The 15,577-nt window shown below is 69.1% G+C and carries 14 protein-coding genes; 9 read left to right on the forward strand and 5 right to left on the reverse strand.

Annotated features, from left to right (window positions below; translation table 11 throughout):
* Window positions 1-399 precede the first annotated feature (399 nt).
* Window positions 400-1,830 carry a family 43 glycosylhydrolase gene (locus OHT57_RS11035; RefSeq protein WP_328745965.1) on the forward strand — a complete coding sequence of 477 codons (1,431 nt, stop codon included), beginning with the start codon at window positions 400-402 and terminating at the stop codon, window positions 1,828-1,830.
* 311 nt (window positions 1,831-2,141) lie between these two features.
* On the opposite strand, the gene OHT57_RS11040 is transcribed toward OHT57_RS11035, so the two are convergent.
* The gene (locus OHT57_RS11040; RefSeq protein WP_328745966.1) at window positions 2,142-3,122 is read right to left on the reverse strand and encodes a DNA polymerase Y family protein; all 981 of its coding nucleotides are present in this window, start codon (window positions 3,120-3,122) and stop codon (window positions 2,142-2,144) included.
* An 823-nt stretch (window positions 3,123-3,945) separates the two neighbouring features.
* On the opposite strand from OHT57_RS11040, the gene OHT57_RS11045 reads away from it, so the two are divergent.
* Window positions 3,946-4,824 carry a helix-turn-helix transcriptional regulator gene (locus OHT57_RS11045; RefSeq protein WP_328745967.1) on the forward strand — a complete coding sequence of 293 codons (879 nt, stop codon included), beginning with the start codon at window positions 3,946-3,948 and terminating at the stop codon, window positions 4,822-4,824.
* Window positions 4,825-5,036: 212 nt separating this feature from the next.
* On the opposite strand, the gene OHT57_RS11050 is transcribed toward OHT57_RS11045, so the two are convergent.
* The 3 genes from OHT57_RS11050 to OHT57_RS11060 all read right to left on the reverse strand — a co-directional run bounded on the left by OHT57_RS11050 (window position 5,037) and on the right by OHT57_RS11060 (window position 6,811).
* Window positions 5,037-5,330 (reverse strand): Dabb family protein, encoded by a 294-nt coding sequence (locus tag OHT57_RS11050; protein WP_328745968.1) that lies wholly within the window; start codon window positions 5,328-5,330, stop codon window positions 5,037-5,039.
* A gap of 397 nt (window positions 5,331-5,727) precedes the next feature.
* A complete protein-coding gene (locus tag OHT57_RS11055) occupies window positions 5,728-6,501 on the reverse strand; it encodes an SDR family NAD(P)-dependent oxidoreductase (RefSeq protein WP_328745969.1) in 774 nt (257 codons plus the stop codon).
* Window positions 6,502-6,703: 202 nt separating this feature from the next.
* Window positions 6,704-6,811, reverse strand: a complete 108-nt coding sequence (locus OHT57_RS11060) for a ferredoxin (RefSeq protein ID WP_443053436.1) — start codon at window positions 6,809-6,811, stop codon at window positions 6,704-6,706.
* A gap of 97 nt (window positions 6,812-6,908) precedes the next feature.
* Between OHT57_RS11060 and OHT57_RS11065 the strand changes: the two genes are divergently transcribed.
* From OHT57_RS11065 to OHT57_RS11080, 4 genes are all read left to right on the forward strand, one after another.
* Window positions 6,909-7,538 (forward strand): TetR/AcrR family transcriptional regulator, encoded by a 630-nt coding sequence (locus OHT57_RS11065; RefSeq protein ID WP_328745970.1) that lies wholly within the window; start codon window positions 6,909-6,911, stop codon window positions 7,536-7,538.
* Window positions 7,539-8,001: 463 nt separating this feature from the next.
* The gene (locus OHT57_RS11070; protein ID WP_328745971.1) at window positions 8,002-8,712 is read left to right on the forward strand and encodes an SDR family oxidoreductase; all 711 of its coding nucleotides are present in this window, start codon (window positions 8,002-8,004) and stop codon (window positions 8,710-8,712) included.
* A 93-nt stretch (window positions 8,713-8,805) separates the two neighbouring features.
* The gene (locus OHT57_RS11075; RefSeq protein WP_328745972.1) at window positions 8,806-9,810 is read left to right on the forward strand and encodes a DJ-1/PfpI family protein; all 1,005 of its coding nucleotides are present in this window, start codon (window positions 8,806-8,808) and stop codon (window positions 9,808-9,810) included.
* A gap of 214 nt (window positions 9,811-10,024) precedes the next feature.
* Window positions 10,025-10,423, forward strand: coding sequence for a MerR family transcriptional regulator (locus tag OHT57_RS11080; RefSeq protein ID WP_328745973.1), 399 nt, complete (start codon window positions 10,025-10,027; stop codon window positions 10,421-10,423).
* A gap of 210 nt (window positions 10,424-10,633) precedes the next feature.
* On the opposite strand, the gene OHT57_RS11085 is transcribed toward OHT57_RS11080, so the two are convergent.
* Window positions 10,634-11,569, reverse strand: a complete 936-nt coding sequence (locus OHT57_RS11085; protein ID WP_328745974.1) for an NADP-dependent oxidoreductase — start codon at window positions 11,567-11,569, stop codon at window positions 10,634-10,636.
* Between the two features lie 475 nt (window positions 11,570-12,044).
* On the opposite strand from OHT57_RS11085, the gene OHT57_RS11090 reads away from it, so the two are divergent.
* The 3 genes from OHT57_RS11090 to OHT57_RS11100 all read left to right on the forward strand — a co-directional run bounded on the left by OHT57_RS11090 (window position 12,045) and on the right by OHT57_RS11100 (window position 15,543).
* Window positions 12,045-13,298 carry an MFS transporter gene (locus OHT57_RS11090; RefSeq protein ID WP_328745975.1) on the forward strand — a complete coding sequence of 418 codons (1,254 nt, stop codon included), beginning with the start codon at window positions 12,045-12,047 and terminating at the stop codon, window positions 13,296-13,298.
* 270 nt (window positions 13,299-13,568) lie between these two features.
* Window positions 13,569-14,417 carry an aldo/keto reductase gene (locus tag OHT57_RS11095; RefSeq protein WP_328753169.1) on the forward strand — a complete coding sequence of 283 codons (849 nt, stop codon included), beginning with the start codon at window positions 13,569-13,571 and terminating at the stop codon, window positions 14,415-14,417.
* Between the two features lie 130 nt (window positions 14,418-14,547).
* The gene (locus tag OHT57_RS11100) at window positions 14,548-15,543 is read left to right on the forward strand and encodes a hypothetical protein (RefSeq protein ID WP_328745976.1); all 996 of its coding nucleotides are present in this window, start codon (window positions 14,548-14,550) and stop codon (window positions 15,541-15,543) included.
* Window positions 15,544-15,577: the final 34 nt, after the last annotated feature.

The raw sequence follows: 15,577 nt of genomic DNA on the forward strand, positions 1-15,577 counted from the left end.
ATCAATCCGCTCTTCGGCTCTGAATGCCGGCCCACGCGGCGAACTCCCCTCAGCCGTAGCGGCCATGCAAGGGCCTGGCCATGTGCTCCGGTTCTGCTCGGAGCACATGGCCAGGCCCCGTACAGGTAAGCCCCGCCCGCCGTCCTTCTCTCACCGCCGAGGCAGTCGCGACGTCATGACAACCGGCCCCGGCATCTCGCACCAGAACCGTCACCGACGTCTCCATCGCCGGTACGGACAGCCGCTGCCCGGGCGCCCCCACGCCCGGGCGGCGGTGAAGGGGCAGGGACGCACGGGGTCCGCGTCGGGTCCGCGTCGGGATGGGGACGTCCGTGAACCGGCGGCGGAACACCGGCCAAGCGGTCGCACCCATGCCTGAGCGACACAAAGGAGTCTCGTATGACCAGCCATGACGCCGGAGGCGCATACCCCGAAGTCCGTAGACGTCGTGTCTCTCCCACCCTTGCCGCGATCCTGGCCGCCCTCGTGGCAGTCATAGGGCTGGTCACCGCCGGCCAGGCGAAGGCACTCAGCGGTGACATCCGGATGCACGACCCGAGTGTCATCAAGGTGGGGCACTGTCACTACGGCTTCTCCACCGGGTTCGAGAACGACCCCCTCAATCCCAGCGGGTCCATCACCATCCGCAAGACGTGCGCCCGCACCGCGGCGACCGGCTGGACGAAGGTGGGCAACGTCTGGGAGACGACGCCGTCGTGGATCACCAGCAAGCTCGGCGCGACCCCGCCGAACATCTGGGCCCCCGACATCGCGTACTTCAACGGCAAGTACCACCTGTACTACGCCGGTTCACGATGGGGCACGAACTACGCGGTGATGGGCCTGGCCACCGCCAAGCACATCGAGGGCCCGTGGACCGACCAGGGCATGGTCACGGACGTCAACTACCCCATCGACCCCAACGTCGAGAAGGGTTCCCACGGCCGGCTGTACATCTCCTGGGGCTCCTGGACCGGCAGCGGCACGTACATGCACGTCCTGGACCCTCGCACCGGCAAGTTGTCCACCGCTGACAACGACCTCCGGCACATCGCCATCAACATCGAGAACCCGACGATCATCCACAACGGCGGCTACTACTACCTCTTCGGTTCGAAGGGCGGGTGCTGCAACGGGGTCAACAGCACCTACTACACCGTGGTCGGACGGTCCACCAGCATCACCGGCCCCTACCTGGACCAGAGCGGCACCGACATGGCTTCCAACGGCGGAACCACCGTCCTCACCGGCGCCTATCCCAGGGTGGCCGCGGGTGGCGCCGACGCCTTCGAAGACGGCAAGTCCGACTTCCTCGCCTACCACTACTACGACGGCGACAACTCCGGACAGGAGACCCTCGACATCCGTCGGGTGACCTTCGCGGGCGGCTGGCCCGTCATCGCCGGCCCACTCGGTGCCGCCAACAACCACCTGCTGAACGCCGACAGCGGCAAGTGCGCGGACGTCTGGTACCTCAGCACTGCGGACGAGGCATCGGTCAACTCCGGCTACTGCAACTCCGGCGCCAACCAGCAGTGGGTGTCGACCCCGGTGGGTCACGACTACGAACTGGTCAACGTCAACAGCGGCAAGTGCCTCCAGATCTCCGGCGCCTCCACCGCCGACGGCGCGGCGGTCGTCCAGTCGACGTGCACCGGCGCCTCGCACCAGCTGTGGCGGAGGACCCCGGTGATCGGCGGCTACGTCACCTTCACCAACGTCCACAGCGGTAAGTGCCTGGAGGTCGCCGGGGCATCCGGCGACAACGGCGCGGCCCTGGACCAGTCGACCTGCGCCTCCAGCGCGAACTACCAGTGGATGGTCGTCTGACAGTCCCAGCGGGGTTCCGCTGTCAGCTGCCCCCTGGTGGTCAGGCGTCGGCACATGCCCTGCGGCCGTTTGCGCAGAGGAGCATGCGACGACGCTTGAGCACCGGGGGTGCTGGACGGTCCCGACGTCCTGACGCCGTGAAACCCGAGGTCGGACCGGCAGGTGGAACTGCTGGTTCCGGCGGCGGTAGTGCTCACCTGCCGGCGGCTACGGCACCGAGCATTCCCCGGCTCCGTAGCTCCCATTAGGCGGTACGCCGGGTTCAGTCCCGAGGCGCGACGGCTTCGAACGCATGGTGGAGCCCGGAGCAGTCAGTCGGCCAGAGTCGCTGGACGAATGGCAGCGGGCCCAAAGCGTCGCCGGGCTCGGTCGGCGGCGGCTTCGGCTGCGCGGGCGCGATCGTCGCCGGGGTCCAGGGAGAGCTGGCGGTAGGCACTGTCGGCCGGCAGCAGGGCATCGGCGCGGATCACGAAGGCGCGGACTCTCGCCCGCTGGAGCCCGAGGGCGTTCAGCAGACCCAGGGCAGCCGTCACGAGCACGGACGAGTGGTCGGTGGGCTCCGGCAGGGCGCGTGTGCGCGTGGTCGAGCTGCCGTCGGCGTACCGCACGGTGAGGGTGAGCCGACTGGTGATCTGGCGTTCGCCGCGCAGGCGTTGGCCGATCTGGTCGGCGAGTCCCAGAACTGCCCGGTGATGCTGCGCCGGGTCGAGGCAGTCCCGCTCCAACGCCAGGTCGGCGACCAGATGTGCCGCCGGTTCCGACGGCGCGACCGGACGGGGGTCATGTCCGCGGGCGCGCTCGGCCAGCAGACGGGCGGGACCTGCGCCGAGCAGTCGCGGCAGGGTTCCGGCGGGCAGGTCGACGACCTGGCCGATGGTGTGCAGTCCGTATTTGCCGAGCGCCTCCGATGTGGTGCGGCCGATCCCGGGCAGCGCGGTGACCGGCCGCGGATACAGCCAGTCGGCCGCCTGCCCGGCGGGGATCCAGGTGGTGTCTCCCGGCGCGGACGCGTCGGCCGCCATGGCCGCCAGCATGCGGTTTCCTGCGAGCCCGGCGCTGCTGTCGATGTCGTACAGCGCCTTCAGACGGAGCTTCGCCAGCTGGACGACGTCATAGGGGGACAGCTCGAAGTACCGGAGCGCCGACGTCAGATCGAGCTGGACGGCATTGGGCGGGACGGTCTGGACGTGGGGCGTGACACCGGACATCAGTTCGATTATATCGGCGTATCGATCCTCGGTCAGCGCTGCGTGCAGGTGGAGGTGGGCGATGTACCGCCGGCGTGTGGTCATCCTGCGCTCCCCGGGTTCACCAGACGCCTCACGCTGTCTCGCCACCGCGTCAGAGTCAGAGCTTTGATGCCGGGCTCGCCGACGCAGAGGAATCGGGCACAGACGCTTCATGGCATGCCGCCCGTCTCCAGCTGCAGGATGAGTGAGTCCACCCTTCCCGCGAACAATATATCGAACTGAATTCGAACACCGCGACTCTCGTCAGGTAGCGGCTCTTCTTTGATGAGCCTGGGTGAGCCGCTCCTCTGTCATCGCCGCTGTTGTGTTGCGTGGCAGCGATTGCCGATCGTGCGGAGGGCATCGAGGAGTTCGGCTGGACCGTCGACTTCGAAGTCGACGTCGATGACGAGAATGTGTGCGCCGAGCACGTGCGGAGTCTCCGCCGACGTGGACGAGACAGGTGTGGTCGGTCAACGGCGGCGCGATGCTCCGCGAGTAACAACCGGAAACATTCGGCGGGCTTCCCGCCCCCACCACACAGCCGGACGGCGCCACGGGACATCGGCACGGCCGTCCGACGTCGGTGCGCCAGGTGACCGCGGGGCGGACGGGATTCTGCGGCGGGTGATGCCCGCGGCCTTCCGGTCGGGGGCCGAGGCCGCATCTCCTACCCTCACTGGAACGAGCACGGACCCGTGATCGGCGGACGTCATACGCAACCCGCCGGGCTGCCCCACTCGCCGCTGCGGCGCCACCCCGGGCGGGACCCGCGGAGTGGAGCAATCTCCAGGGGATCGCCTCCAGCCCTGCTGTGGGGGTCCGTGCGGTGAGGGGTACTGACAGGGACCCCCACTGATCGCTTTGTTTTCCTACGCTGGGTTCCATGGACAATCGGGCCGAAGTCAGCGCATTCCTCAAGTCCCGCCGCGCCAAGATCACGCCGGAGCAGGCGGGCATGCCGGTGTACGGGCAGCGGCGGGTGCCCGGGCTGCGCCGCGGTGAGGTCGCGATGCTGGCCGGGATGAGCGTCGAGTACTACACGCGCCTGGAGCGCGGCAACCTCACCGGGGTCTCCGACAGCGTCCTGGACGCCCTCGCCCAGGCGCTGCGGCTGGACGACACCGAGCGGGATCACCTCTACGCCCTGGCCCGGGCGGCCAACACCAGTGCGGCCCGGGTCCGGCGCCGCCCGAAGAAGGCCATCGTGCGGCCCAGCGTGCTGCGCATCGTCGAGGCCCTGCACGACCAGCCGGCGTACGTGCGCAACAACCGCATGGACATCTTGGCGGCCAACCCGCTCGCCCGCGCTTTGTTCAGCGAGGTGTTCGAGGTGGAGCCGGTCAACACCTGCCGGTTCGTCTTCCTCGACCCCCGCGCCACCCGGCTGTTCCCCGACTGGGAACGCGTGGCCCGCGACGGGGTCGGGGTGCTGCGGGTCGAGGTCGCCAAGAACCCCTACGACCGGGAGCTGTCGAACCTGATCGGTGAGCTGTCCACCCGTAGCGACGCCTTCCGCACCCTGTGGGGCGCGCACGACGTGCACGTCTTCACCGAGGGAACCAAGCGGTTCCACCACCCGGCGGTCGGTGAGATGGAACTGGTCCACGAAAGCCTGGACCTGCCCGGAGAACAGGGGCTGTCCATCACCGTGTACAGCGCCGACCCCGGCACCCCGGCCGCTGACGCCCTGAAGCTTCTGGCCAGCTGGGCCGCGAGCCAGAACCGGGACGCGGCCGCCTCCGAGGCCGACACCGAGCACTGACCCCGGTCGGCATCTGCGGGACTCCCCGCCCCGGCACCGCCCCTAGGCCGTTCGGCCCGCTGCATCTCACGCCCGTCGCACCCGGCGTCACGTCAGCTCCGGCTGTTGAGCGAGAGTTCAAGACAGGAGGCGCAGCGGGTGTAAAAGCCCCGCACCGTGCGGGTGCGGGGCGGGAAGGCGCGGCCGTACCCTTCGAGAGTTCGGCGGACGGCTCAGAATTCGTAGTCGGCGATGATCCACGTGGCGATCTCGCGCCACAGCGCCACGCCCGCCTGGTGGTCCGGGTGCTCGAAGTACGTGTGCAGCGCGTCCGCGTCGTCGAACGCGAAGTTGGCCGCGAAGTCGTAGGCGATGGGGCGGTCGGTGAAGTTCCAGCCGAGCTCGCAGGAGCGGATCTCCTTGATGCTGCCGTCGAGCGCGCGGAGGGCGTCCACACCCTTCATGACCCGCGGGTCATCGCGCTCGACGCCCTCGTTGAGCTTGAAGAGGATCAGGTGGCGGATCATATGAGCTCCAGGAGGGGCGTAAGGGGTGGGGGCTACTCAGCCTGGTCAGCGAGCCAGGTGAAGACGTTGCCGACGGACTGAGCCGGGTTCGAGATGCCCTCGAACCCTGTCTGGACGTAGCCGGTGGCGTTTCCCGGGTCCGTGACATCACGGACAGCACGAAGACCACGGACTGGACGCGTTGGAGGTTGAGGGCCGCGCCGTCTTTGCGGCCCACCTGGTCGACGCGAGCGCGGGCGGCCTGGAGACGGCGACCGCAGGCTGCGCGGACTTCGAGCGCAACTACTTGTACCCGACCGCGCCTGCGCCGGCGCCCTCGTCGACTGGGCCAAGACCTGTCTCAACCTCACGGTCAAAACCGCGAGCAGGTCCAAGGGCTCGCAGGACTTCGTGGTCGCTACTCGCGGAGCATCGCACCGCCGTTGACCGACCAGACCTGCCCGTTGATCCACTCGCCGTCGTCGGACAGGAGGAACGCCACGATGCCGGCCAGGTCTTCCGGCTTGCCGAAGCGGGGGCTGGGAAGCGTCATGCGGGTGAATTCCAGCGCCTCCGGGCTCAGAGCCATCGTCTGCGCGGATTCGGTCAGGACGATTCCGGGAGACACGCAGTTGCAGCGGATGCCCTGCTTGCCCCAGCGGGAGGCGATGTGCCGGGTGAGTGCGTTGATCCCCGCCTTGCTCGTCTGGTACGCCGCGCGCTGATGGTCGCCCACGTGCGCCGCGAGGGAGGAGGTGTTGACGATGGCACCACTGCCCTGTTCCAGCAGGAGGGGAAGGACTGCGCGGCTGGTGAGCGCGAAGCCGATCAGGTTCACTTCCAGCGTGCGCCGCCATACCGCCGGGTCCATGTCGAGCAGATCGCCGTCACGGCCCAAGGTCTCCGCCGAGACGTCGGCGGCGACGTTGTAGAGGCCGTCGACGCCTCCGAGTTGGGAGACGGCGGTGTCGACGAGCGCACGAACCGAACGCTCATCGGCGAGATCGAACTCGACGGCGAAAGCCGTTGCGCCCGTACTGGTGATGCGCTTGGCGGTGGCCTCGGCCGCGTCGATGTTGACGTCACCGACCACGACCGCCGCGCCCTCGGCCGCGAGCCGCTCGGCCGTGGCCGCGCCGATCCCGGACGCCCCTCCGGCGACGACGATGCGCTTTGTGTTGAGTCCCTGCATTGCACTACTCCTTGTCTGTTTCGGCGCCGCAGCGATCGTCTGCCGGTAACGCCTCGTGGCGGATTTGCGGGTCTGATGTCGACCCGCCATCTCGAACTGGGGACCGTCGTCCGCGCTCTCACCCCTTGCGGGTGGAACGCGGCGGGGCAGATCAGTCCTGCGGTACCAAGGGCTGCCTCCTCCAGTCCCCCGGGAGCCTCGGTCAGCAGTACGACGAGGTCTCCCTCTTCCCGGTGATCAAAGACGTCGGGGCGATCAGGGCGCACTGCCCGGCGCCCACGCACTTGGGTTCGTCCACGGTGAGCTTCATGGGGGTTCGTCATTCGACCGGAAGCTCTACTTCAGATAACACGATATCCGACACTCGTTGGAAAACCAACATCTGTCGGTTAGGTAAAGTGTGGGCCATGACCACGTCCCGACGGAACGCGCCGGCAGGCGACCGCCGCGTACGGCGTACTCACGCAGCCCTGCAGGGAGCACTGATCAAGCTCGTCGAGGAGCAGGACCTGGGGCAGATCAGCGTCGCGGACGTGGCGGAACAGGCCGGGGTGAACCGCACGACCTTCTACGACCACTACCGGGATGTGCACGAACTGGCCGAGGCCGCCTGCACCACGACGATCGACACCCTCATCGAGTCCCTCCCCGCCCTCGACCCCGCGCTGGCGGCCCCGGATGCGGAACCCGCCCGATCACTCGTCGCGTTCTTCGAGAACCTCGCCGAACACGCCGGCCTCTACCGCAGCCTCCTGGGACCACAGGGCAGCGCCCGCGTCATCGACCACATCCGCAGCCGAATCTGCTCCAGCGTCCACGTCACGGTGCGCCTCAACGCCGGCGCTGCGCCGGACAGCGTCTCGACGACCGACATCCCTCACGACGTACCCGCCGCATTCACCGCCGGGGCACTCCTCGGCGTGGCCACCGACTGGCTCCAACGCGACAGCCCCCGCACACCGAACGAGATGGCCGAACTGACCTGGCAGCTCCTCGTCACCCACCACTCCCCCGACGCCCGGCGTGGCACAACATGAGGTGATCCTGCGGCTCGCGAGCCTCGAGAAGAATCGCCCGCGAACGACGATCAAGACCGCAGTCGACAGCGCGAAGGGCTGGAGGAGACGCTGGGCGGCGGGGATCGACGGACATGCGGCTGGGAGGAAACCACCTTCGCCCAGCTCTACACGCCCCGCGCCGCCGTCGCGTCCGTGCCGCACGGAAGTCACCGCAGGCCGGGGGCGGACAGCATTCCGAATCCCGCACCCAGGCCAGGCTTTGAAGCCACCCGGCCCGACTCCGGCCCGGTGCTGCTGGTCGGCCGGCGCCCGCCCGCGCGACGGCGCGGGGATCACCGTGAGGCAGCGGCGTCTGTCTTCTCGCGGAGGTCTCACCCGGAAAAGACTTGCACCTGACGTTAGCGTGAGGTTCTAGCGTGGCTGTTGTCGGGCCCATCAGGGCGTTTCCGACGATGCATACCTACGTGAAGGACCACTCCCCATGCACATCGCCAACTCCGTCGCCCTTGTCACTGGTGCGAGCCGCGGCCTCGGCCGCCACTTCGTCACCCAGCTGCTGGAGCGGGGAGCGACGAAGGTGTACGCCACCGCGCGCAACCCCGAGCGCGTTGATCTGCCCGGAGCGGAGGTGCTGGCGCTCGACATCACCGACCCGGCCTCCGTCGCCGCCGTGGCGGAAGCCGCCTCGGACGTGACGCTGCTGGTCAACAATGCTGGCATCATCACCATCAATGGCCTGGTCAACGGTGACCTGGACCAGATCGAACTGGAGATGGACACCGCCTACTACGGCCCGTTGCGCATGATCCGGGCCTTCGCCCCGATCCTGAGGGCGGGTGGCGGCGGAGCGATCGTCAACGTCCTGTCGGTCGCATCCTGGGTCCCCTCCGAGCACTGGGGTGCCTACAGCGCGGCCAAGGCCGCCGCGTGGAGCCTGACCAACAGTGTCCGCTTGGAACTCTCGCGGCAGAACACCCTGGTCACCGGCCTGTATCTGGGACCCACCGACACCGACATGGCTAAAGGTCAGCCGTTCGAGAAGAACGATCCGGCCGACGTTGTCAGGGCCGCACTCGACGGGGTCGAGGCCAAGCAGTCCGAGGTCATCGCCGACGCGCTGTCTGCGCGGGCCAAGGCCAACCTGGCTCTGGACCCCGCCGTGGTCTACACACCGGCCGCGACCGCCGCCTGACATCCAAGGGTCGCTCACCACGGCGCGACGGTCCGTGACCGATAAGCGCGCCCTCCATTCCCCCAGCTCGCACAGCGAAAAGAAGGCCCCGCCATGAACACCCCCACCTCGTCCAGGCCCAAGGCACTGATCGTCGTCCCCTCGGCTGCTCTTCTGCCGCTCACCGCACCGGCAGGCCACCCCGGCGTCTCCACCGGGTTCTACCTGGTCGAGCTGGCGCAGATCCTCAAGGAATTCGGCGACGAGTACGACTTCACCTTCGCCACCCCCGGCGGGCTCGTCCCGCAGCTGGAGATCAACGGCCTGGCCCTGTCGATGCACGCCGCGGACAAGTTCAGTTCCGCGACGGTCTCGGCCACCGCCGCACAGGTCTTCCGCTTCGATGTCGACACCTTCCGCGCCAAGCGGCCGGAACTCGTCGCCCGCCGGGACAGCGAACTCGCCCTCGCCCGCCGCTACTTGGGCCGCCTTCCCGTCTCCGAGTCGCTGCCGGGCAGTGACAAGGAGGTCGTGGTGCTGCGGGACGACCTGGTCAAGTCGATGCAGGACCTGCCGGAGCACACCTACCAGTCCATCGAGCAGATCGTGCTCAGACACCGTGACCCCGAGGACGCCTTCGACCTGAGCGCGTTCGACTTCGTGCACATGCCCGGCGGCCACGCCCCCATGGTCGATTTCGTCGACAACCCCTGGCTCGGCGAACTCCTGCACACCCTGCGGGAGAACGGGGTGCTGATCTCGCTGATCTGCCACGCCCCCATCGCCATGGCCTCGGCCAAGTACCGGGTGGGTGCTGACGGCACCGTCATCACCGACCTCGACCACGCCTTCAACGGCGTGCGGGTGACCACGGTCGCCAAATCCGCCGAACTCTTCGTCCTCAGCAACGGCTACCTCAAGATCCCCGGCAAGAAGGTACGGATGGGCTACTTCATCGACGAAGCCCTCAGGAACGCCGGCTACAAGGTGGAGACGACCACCAACCCGACCGCCATCAAGGTCATCTGGGAGGAGAGTGTCCGCCTGCTCACCAGCAACGGCCCCCAGTCGATCGACGAGCACGCCGCCCGTCTGCGCACCCTCCTGCCCCGTCACTGACGCCCCGCCTCCCGGCACCGCCGGGACCACAGACCTGGCGCATGCCCTCCACGGACGGCATGCGCCTCGGCATGTGTCCGCCTGATCGACCGTGGTCCGGCACGCTGCTGCCGGACGAGAAGAAGGGCCCGTGATGTCGAGTTCAGCTACGCTGAAACCTCACACTGACGTCAGATGCAACTCTGACACGATGCTGAGCCTGCAAGGAGGAGCGATGCGGATCGGAGAGGTCGCCGAACAGGCAGGAGTCAGCGTCCGGGCGCTGCGGTACTACGAGGAGCAGGGGCTGCTCGGCGCCACCCGTACCGGCGGGGGGCAGCGGCAGTACCCGGAGGGCGCGGTCGCCCGGGTCCGGATGATCCAGCAGCTGTACGCCGCCGGCCTGTCGAGCAGGCTCGTCCGCGAGGTCCTGCCGCGGTGCATGAACGAGGGCCCCTCGCCCGTCGGGTTCAGCGACACCCTCATCACCGAACGGGCCCGCATCGACCGCCAGATCGGCGACCTGACGGCAGTGCGCGCCCGCCTCGACGAGATCATCGAGGTGGCGACGGACCCCAGCCACCCGCACCACAGCCACCCCGTACGCGGCGGCGCTGCCGCCAGTACCGCCTGAGGCCGTGCCGGCGCACACCGCTGATGAACGGTGTGCGCCAGGACCGCCTCAGTGACCGACCCCATCGTCACCTCGGTGGGGTCGCCGCGCGCGAAACGTCGACCGCCTGGCTGCACGGCCTCGCCCCGGCCTGTGCGTCCGGTACCGGACAGCGACGGCCTCTGTCCCCGCGGGGACAGAGGCCGTCGTACAAGAGGGTGGGCGTCGTACTCACTCCATGGCGAGGACAACACGCCCCTGGAGCCCGCCCTTGATCATGCGCGCGTATGCCTGCGCGGCCTCCTGCAGCGGGTAGGTCTCGGCCACGCGGAGCGCCAGGTCTCCCGCCGCGGCCAGATCGGACAGCGTGGTGAGCATCGCTCCGTCCGGGCCGACCTGCGTCAGCAGCACCCGGATCCCCCGCTCGGCCTCAGGAAGGGCGTCACGCCGCGTGGTCACGAACCTGCCACCGTCCGCCACCGCCCCGATGGCGGTCTGCCCCAGCCTTGCCGTGTCGAGAACGGCGTCGACTCCTTCGGGACGCACCGTGCGGACGGTCTCGACGAGCGGCTGCGACGCCGGCACGTACACGTCGGCCCCCGCCACCTTCGTCGCGAACTCGCCCTCGGGCGAGAGATCGGTCGCGATGACCACGGCTCCCCGGCGCTTGGCCAGCTGCACCGCGTAGCCGCCGACCGCTCCCTCCGCCCCGGTGATGAGCACGGTCTGGCCCGCCTGGATGCCGAGCAGCTCGACGGACTGGGCCGCGGTCAGGCCGTTGAGGGGGATGGTGGCGGCGTGGGCGGGGTCGACACCCGCGGGCGCCGCGGCGATCGCCTGGGAAGGAACCACGATGTACTCGGCCTGGCCCCGGTTCAGCCCCAGGGGCAAGCCGTGGCTGAACGCGATGACGCTCTGCCCGGGCTCCCAGTGGCTACCCGGGCCCGCGGCGTCCACAATGCCGGCGACATCCCAGCCGAGGCCATAGGCGGCCCCCTCCGGCGGAGCGGTGAAGAAGCCCCCGCTCCAGGCCGCCACATCGGTCGGATTGAGCGCGGCCGCCTGGACCTTGATACGAATCTCGCTCAAGCCCGGAACAGGCTTGTCGACCTCGGCGATCTCGACGACGTCCGGGCCGCCGAGCGAACGGTACACAGCTGCGCGCATGAGTACTCCCTGTGTCGGTCGCACCTGCTCACAGCAGACGCGGAAGATCGTTGACGTAAGGAGGCGATGTCCACAGCGAGCTGCGGAACGCCAACAGCCACCACGCTAAAACCTGACGCCAACGTCAGATGCAAGTCGGGCAGCGTTCGGCACGTCACCGTCACGGTCCGGCTCGAGCTGCTCCGCCCGGCGTGCGGCGGTGCTGACCACCTGCGCGAGGACCGGTGAGGACGGCCCGCCTCCCGTGCCGCGGCCGCTACCCCGATTCGCCGTGTACACGCTTACGTTCTCGCCATGAGGGGGTCCCTGCTGTTACCCCTCACAAGCGTGACTGCCTGCCGGGCTCGGCTGCTGGTTTGGTGGATTGCGGCGGGCCAGAAGTGCTCCGCCCGCACCACCTACGGCGCGCATGCCGCTTTGCCGGAACGCCTCCGGATGACCGGGGCCCGCGCCGGCTCGCCTGAAAGGATCGTCAGTGAGTTCCCCCTCGTCCACGAAGCCGGATCACTCGGCCACCGCACCCCTCACGGGTGACGGCGGCACAGCAGCGCCTGCCGGGAAGGTCAAGCTGCCGCCGGTGGTGTGGCTGCTGGGTGCCATCACCTTCATCATGGGCACCAGCGAGTTCGTCGTCTCCGGCCTGCTGCCGGAGATTTCCGGCGCTCTCGGTGTCAGCGTCTCCAGCGCCGGGACGCTGATCACCGCCTTCGCCGTAGGCATGATGATCGGCGCGCCCGTGATGTCGATTGCGACCCGGCGCCTGCCGCGTCGCTCGGCCCTGGTCGCCGCGCTGCTGGTCTTCGCCGCGGGTCACGTCGTCAGCGCGCTCAGCTCCAGCCTGGGGCTCGCGCTCGTCGGCCGGGTCGCCGCCGCGCTGGGCAACGGCACCTTCTGGGCCGTGGGCGCGGTGGTGGCGACCGCCGCCGCGGGACCGGCCGCCAGTACCCGTGCCACGGGCGTGATGGTCGGCGGCATCACCCTCGCCAACATCGTCGGCGTCCCGCTCGGTACGGCAGCCGGCCAGCTGGGCGGCTGGCAGGCACCCTTCTGGATGCTCGCCGCTCTCGCCGTGGCCGCCGCCGTGGTGGTGGCTCGCCGGCTGCCCGCCGACACCACACGTGCCGACAGCTCCCTGCGCGCCGAGACGGCCGCGCTCAAGCATCCGCGCCTGTGGCTGGTCTACCTGGCCATCGCGCTCATCCAGGCCGGCATCATGGGTGCCTACAGCTACGTCGCCCCGCTGCTGACCGAGCGGGCCCACCTCGCGAGTTCCGTGGTACCGCTGGCGATGCTCGGCTTCGGCATCGGTGCGCTGGCCGGCACCACGGTCGGCGGACGCCTCGGTGACCGACGGCCCTACACCACGCTCATCCCGGCCACCGCAGTCACGGCCGCGATCCTGGGTGCCATCACCCTGTGGGCGACCAACAGTGTCGTGGCCGTGGTCCTGGTCGTGCTGCTCGGCGCGGCCGGCTTCGCCTGCAACCCCATCGTCGTCGGCGAGGTCGTCCGCATCGCCGGAGCCGGCCGGTCCCTGCCCATGGCCCTGGCCACGTCCGCCTTCCAGGTCGGCATCGCCACAGGTTCCTGGCTCGGCGGCATCGCCCTGACCTCCAGCCTGGGCCTCAAAGGCCCGTCGCTGACCGGCTTCGCCTTCGCTCTCGCGGCCCTGCTGCCGCTGGGCCTGCTGGCCGCCTCCCACCGCAAGGCGGCATCAGCGCGGAGCTGACACCTGGGTCCTGCGCCGCAGCGAAGTCGCCTCCGCCGTCACCGGCGCCTCCCGCCCCGAACAGGTCCACGCCAACGCCGCCGCCTCCGGCGTGAAGCTGTCGGACGACCTGCTGGCGGCCGTCGACCAGGCCCTGGGCGACGTCCCCGTCACCGAACCCACCCTCGCCCCTTCCGCCCAGGCCGGCGTCAAGCACCGCTGAGCAGACGGCTGCTACCCGGCCGACGCCCCCACAGCCAGAAAGCGAAGGTCTCCGCCATGAACAGCAAGATCCCCCAGGTTTCCCTCAACAACGGCGTGCAGATGCCGATCCTCGGCTTTGGCGTCTTCCAGATCCCCGAAGACCAGACCCAGCAGGCGGTGGAGGCCGCGCTCGAAGCCGGCTACCGCCTGCTCGACACCGCCGCGGCGTACGAGAACGAACGCGCCGTGGGCCGGGCGATCGCCGCCAGCGGCATCCCCCGCGACGAACTGTTCATCACCACGAAACTGTGGATCCAGGACTACGGCCAGGACAGCGCCAAGCGCGCCTTCGACCGCTCGCTCGACCGCCTCGGTATCGACCACCTCGACCTCTACCTGATCCACCAGCCCTTCGGCGACTACTACGGCGCCTGGCGGGCCATGGAAGACCTCAACCGGGCCGGCCGCACCCGGGCGATCGGCGTCAGCAACTTCCACCCCGACCGGCTCGCCGACCTCATCACCCACAACGAAATCGTCCCCGCCGTCAACCAGATCGAGACGCACGTCTTCTTCCAGCGCGCGGGCGACCAGAACCTGATGCGTGAGCACGGCGTCCAGCACGAGTCCTGGGGGCCGCTCGCCGAAGGCGGTCAGGGCTTCTTCGACAACCCCGTGCTCGTCGACATCGCCCGCACCCACGACAAGTCCGTCGCCCAGATCGCCCTTCGCTGGCTCGTCCAGCGCGAGATCGTCGCGATCCCGAAGTCGGTACGGCCCGAACGCATGGCAGCAAACCTCGACGTCTTCGACTTCCAGCTCACCACCGACGAGATGGCACGCATCGCCGGCCTGGACACGAGTCGCAGCCGCATCTTCGACCACCACGACCCCGAAAAGGTCACGTGGCTCGGCGGGGTGCGGTTCGACACCTGATGCCGCGCCGCGACTCGCTCCCGTAGTCCCTTCCCCGGCCACCAGACGGCCGGTTGGGACACCGCTCGGTCCGAAAAGACGTACGGCACCACCGCGTCGTCCTCCGGCCGCTTCCACAGGAGGCAACACCATGCGCATGCGATTCGCTCACGCCGCAGCAATCCCCGCTCTGGCGACTGTTCTCGTCTCGGCCCCGTCGGCGTCCGCCGTCACCGGAGGAGACCGGACGCAGCCGGTCATCACCCGGGTGAAGACCGCGGCCGCGTTCGACTTCGCCTCCGGCGACTCACCCGAGAACATCACCACCAACCCGGACGGTTCCCTGACCGTGTCCATGCTGGGCGTCCCCGCGAACAAGCCGCCCAAGCTCGTGCACATCACCGCATCCGGGCAGCGCACCACCCTCGTCGGCGGGCACCTGGGCGATCAGATCACCGGCAATACCCGCGGCGACGACGGCACCGTCTACTACAACGTGGACTCCGACGACGCCTCCCGGAACGGGACCTGGAAACTGCCCCCACACGGCCGCCCCCAGCGTCTGGCCGCCCTCCCCGATGGCCTGCCCAACGGCCTGGCCATCGATCAGGCCGGCCGCACCCTCTACGCCGCCGACAGCCTGAACGGCACGGTGTGGGCCGTGCCCGTCTCCGGCGGGGCGGCGAGGGTCTGGCTGACCGGCCCGGAGCTCGCGCCCGACCCCAATGCATCACTGAAGCTGGGCGTGAACGGCGTCCGCTTCCACAAGGGCGCCGTATGGGTGAGCAACTTCAACCAGGGCACGCTGCTGAGGATCCCCGTCACCGCCCACGAAACCCCCGGCCCCATCCGCACAGTCGCCGACAACCTCCCCGACCTCGACGACTTCTCCTTCCTCAACAACCGCTCCGACACGGTCTTCGCCGCTCAGAACGACCCGACCGACCGGGTCAGCGTCGTGCACGCGAACGGGGCCCACGAGAGCGCCCTGACCGTCGACGACGGCCTCGCCTCACCCACCACCACCGCCGTACGCGGCAACCAGCTGTACATCGCCAATGCCGGACTAAACGCACCCCACGACGCGAAACTGCAGCGCGGAACCATCAACCTCGACACCCTCACCACGCACCCCCGGCACCACTGAACCGCCCGGCGAGCCTCCACCATCCGCCAAGCGG

This window comes from Streptomyces sp. NBC_00285 (assembly GCF_036174265.1).
Classification (GTDB): domain Bacteria; phylum Actinomycetota; class Actinomycetes; order Streptomycetales; family Streptomycetaceae; genus Streptomyces.

Excerpts from the sequence above, each read along its gene's own strand:
- OHT57_RS11035 (WP_328745965.1), top strand. The coding sequence starts at position 400 with ATGACCAGCCATGACGCCGGAGGCGCATACCCCGAAGTCCGTAGACGT.
- OHT57_RS11100 (WP_328745976.1), top strand. The coding sequence starts at position 14,548 with ATGCGCATGCGATTCGCTCACGCCGCAGCAATCCCCGCTCTGGCGACT.
- OHT57_RS11045 (WP_328745967.1), top strand. The coding sequence starts at position 3,946 with ATGGACAATCGGGCCGAAGTCAGCGCATTCCTCAAGTCCCGCCGCGCC.
- OHT57_RS11070 (WP_328745971.1), top strand. The coding sequence starts at position 8,002 with ATGCACATCGCCAACTCCGTCGCCCTTGTCACTGGTGCGAGCCGCGGC.
- OHT57_RS11065 (WP_328745970.1), top strand. The coding sequence starts at position 6,909 with ATGACCACGTCCCGACGGAACGCGCCGGCAGGCGACCGCCGCGTACGG.
- OHT57_RS11080 (WP_328745973.1), top strand. The coding sequence starts at position 10,025 with ATGCGGATCGGAGAGGTCGCCGAACAGGCAGGAGTCAGCGTCCGGGCG.
- OHT57_RS11085 (WP_328745974.1), bottom strand. The coding sequence starts at position 11,569 with ATGCGCGCAGCTGTGTACCGTTCGCTCGGCGGCCCGGACGTCGTCGAG.
- OHT57_RS11060 (WP_443053436.1), bottom strand. The coding sequence starts at position 6,811 with ATGAAGCTCACCGTGGACGAACCCAAGTGCGTGGGCGCCGGGCAGTGC.
- OHT57_RS11040 (WP_328745966.1), bottom strand. The coding sequence starts at position 3,122 with ATGACCACACGCCGGCGGTACATCGCCCACCTCCACCTGCACGCAGCG.
- OHT57_RS11055 (WP_328745969.1), bottom strand. The coding sequence starts at position 6,501 with ATGCAGGGACTCAACACAAAGCGCATCGTCGTCGCCGGAGGGGCGTCC.
- OHT57_RS11050 (WP_328745968.1), bottom strand. The coding sequence starts at position 5,330 with ATGATCCGCCACCTGATCCTCTTCAAGCTCAACGAGGGCGTCGAGCGC.
- OHT57_RS11075 (WP_328745972.1), top strand. The coding sequence starts at position 8,806 with ATGAACACCCCCACCTCGTCCAGGCCCAAGGCACTGATCGTCGTCCCC.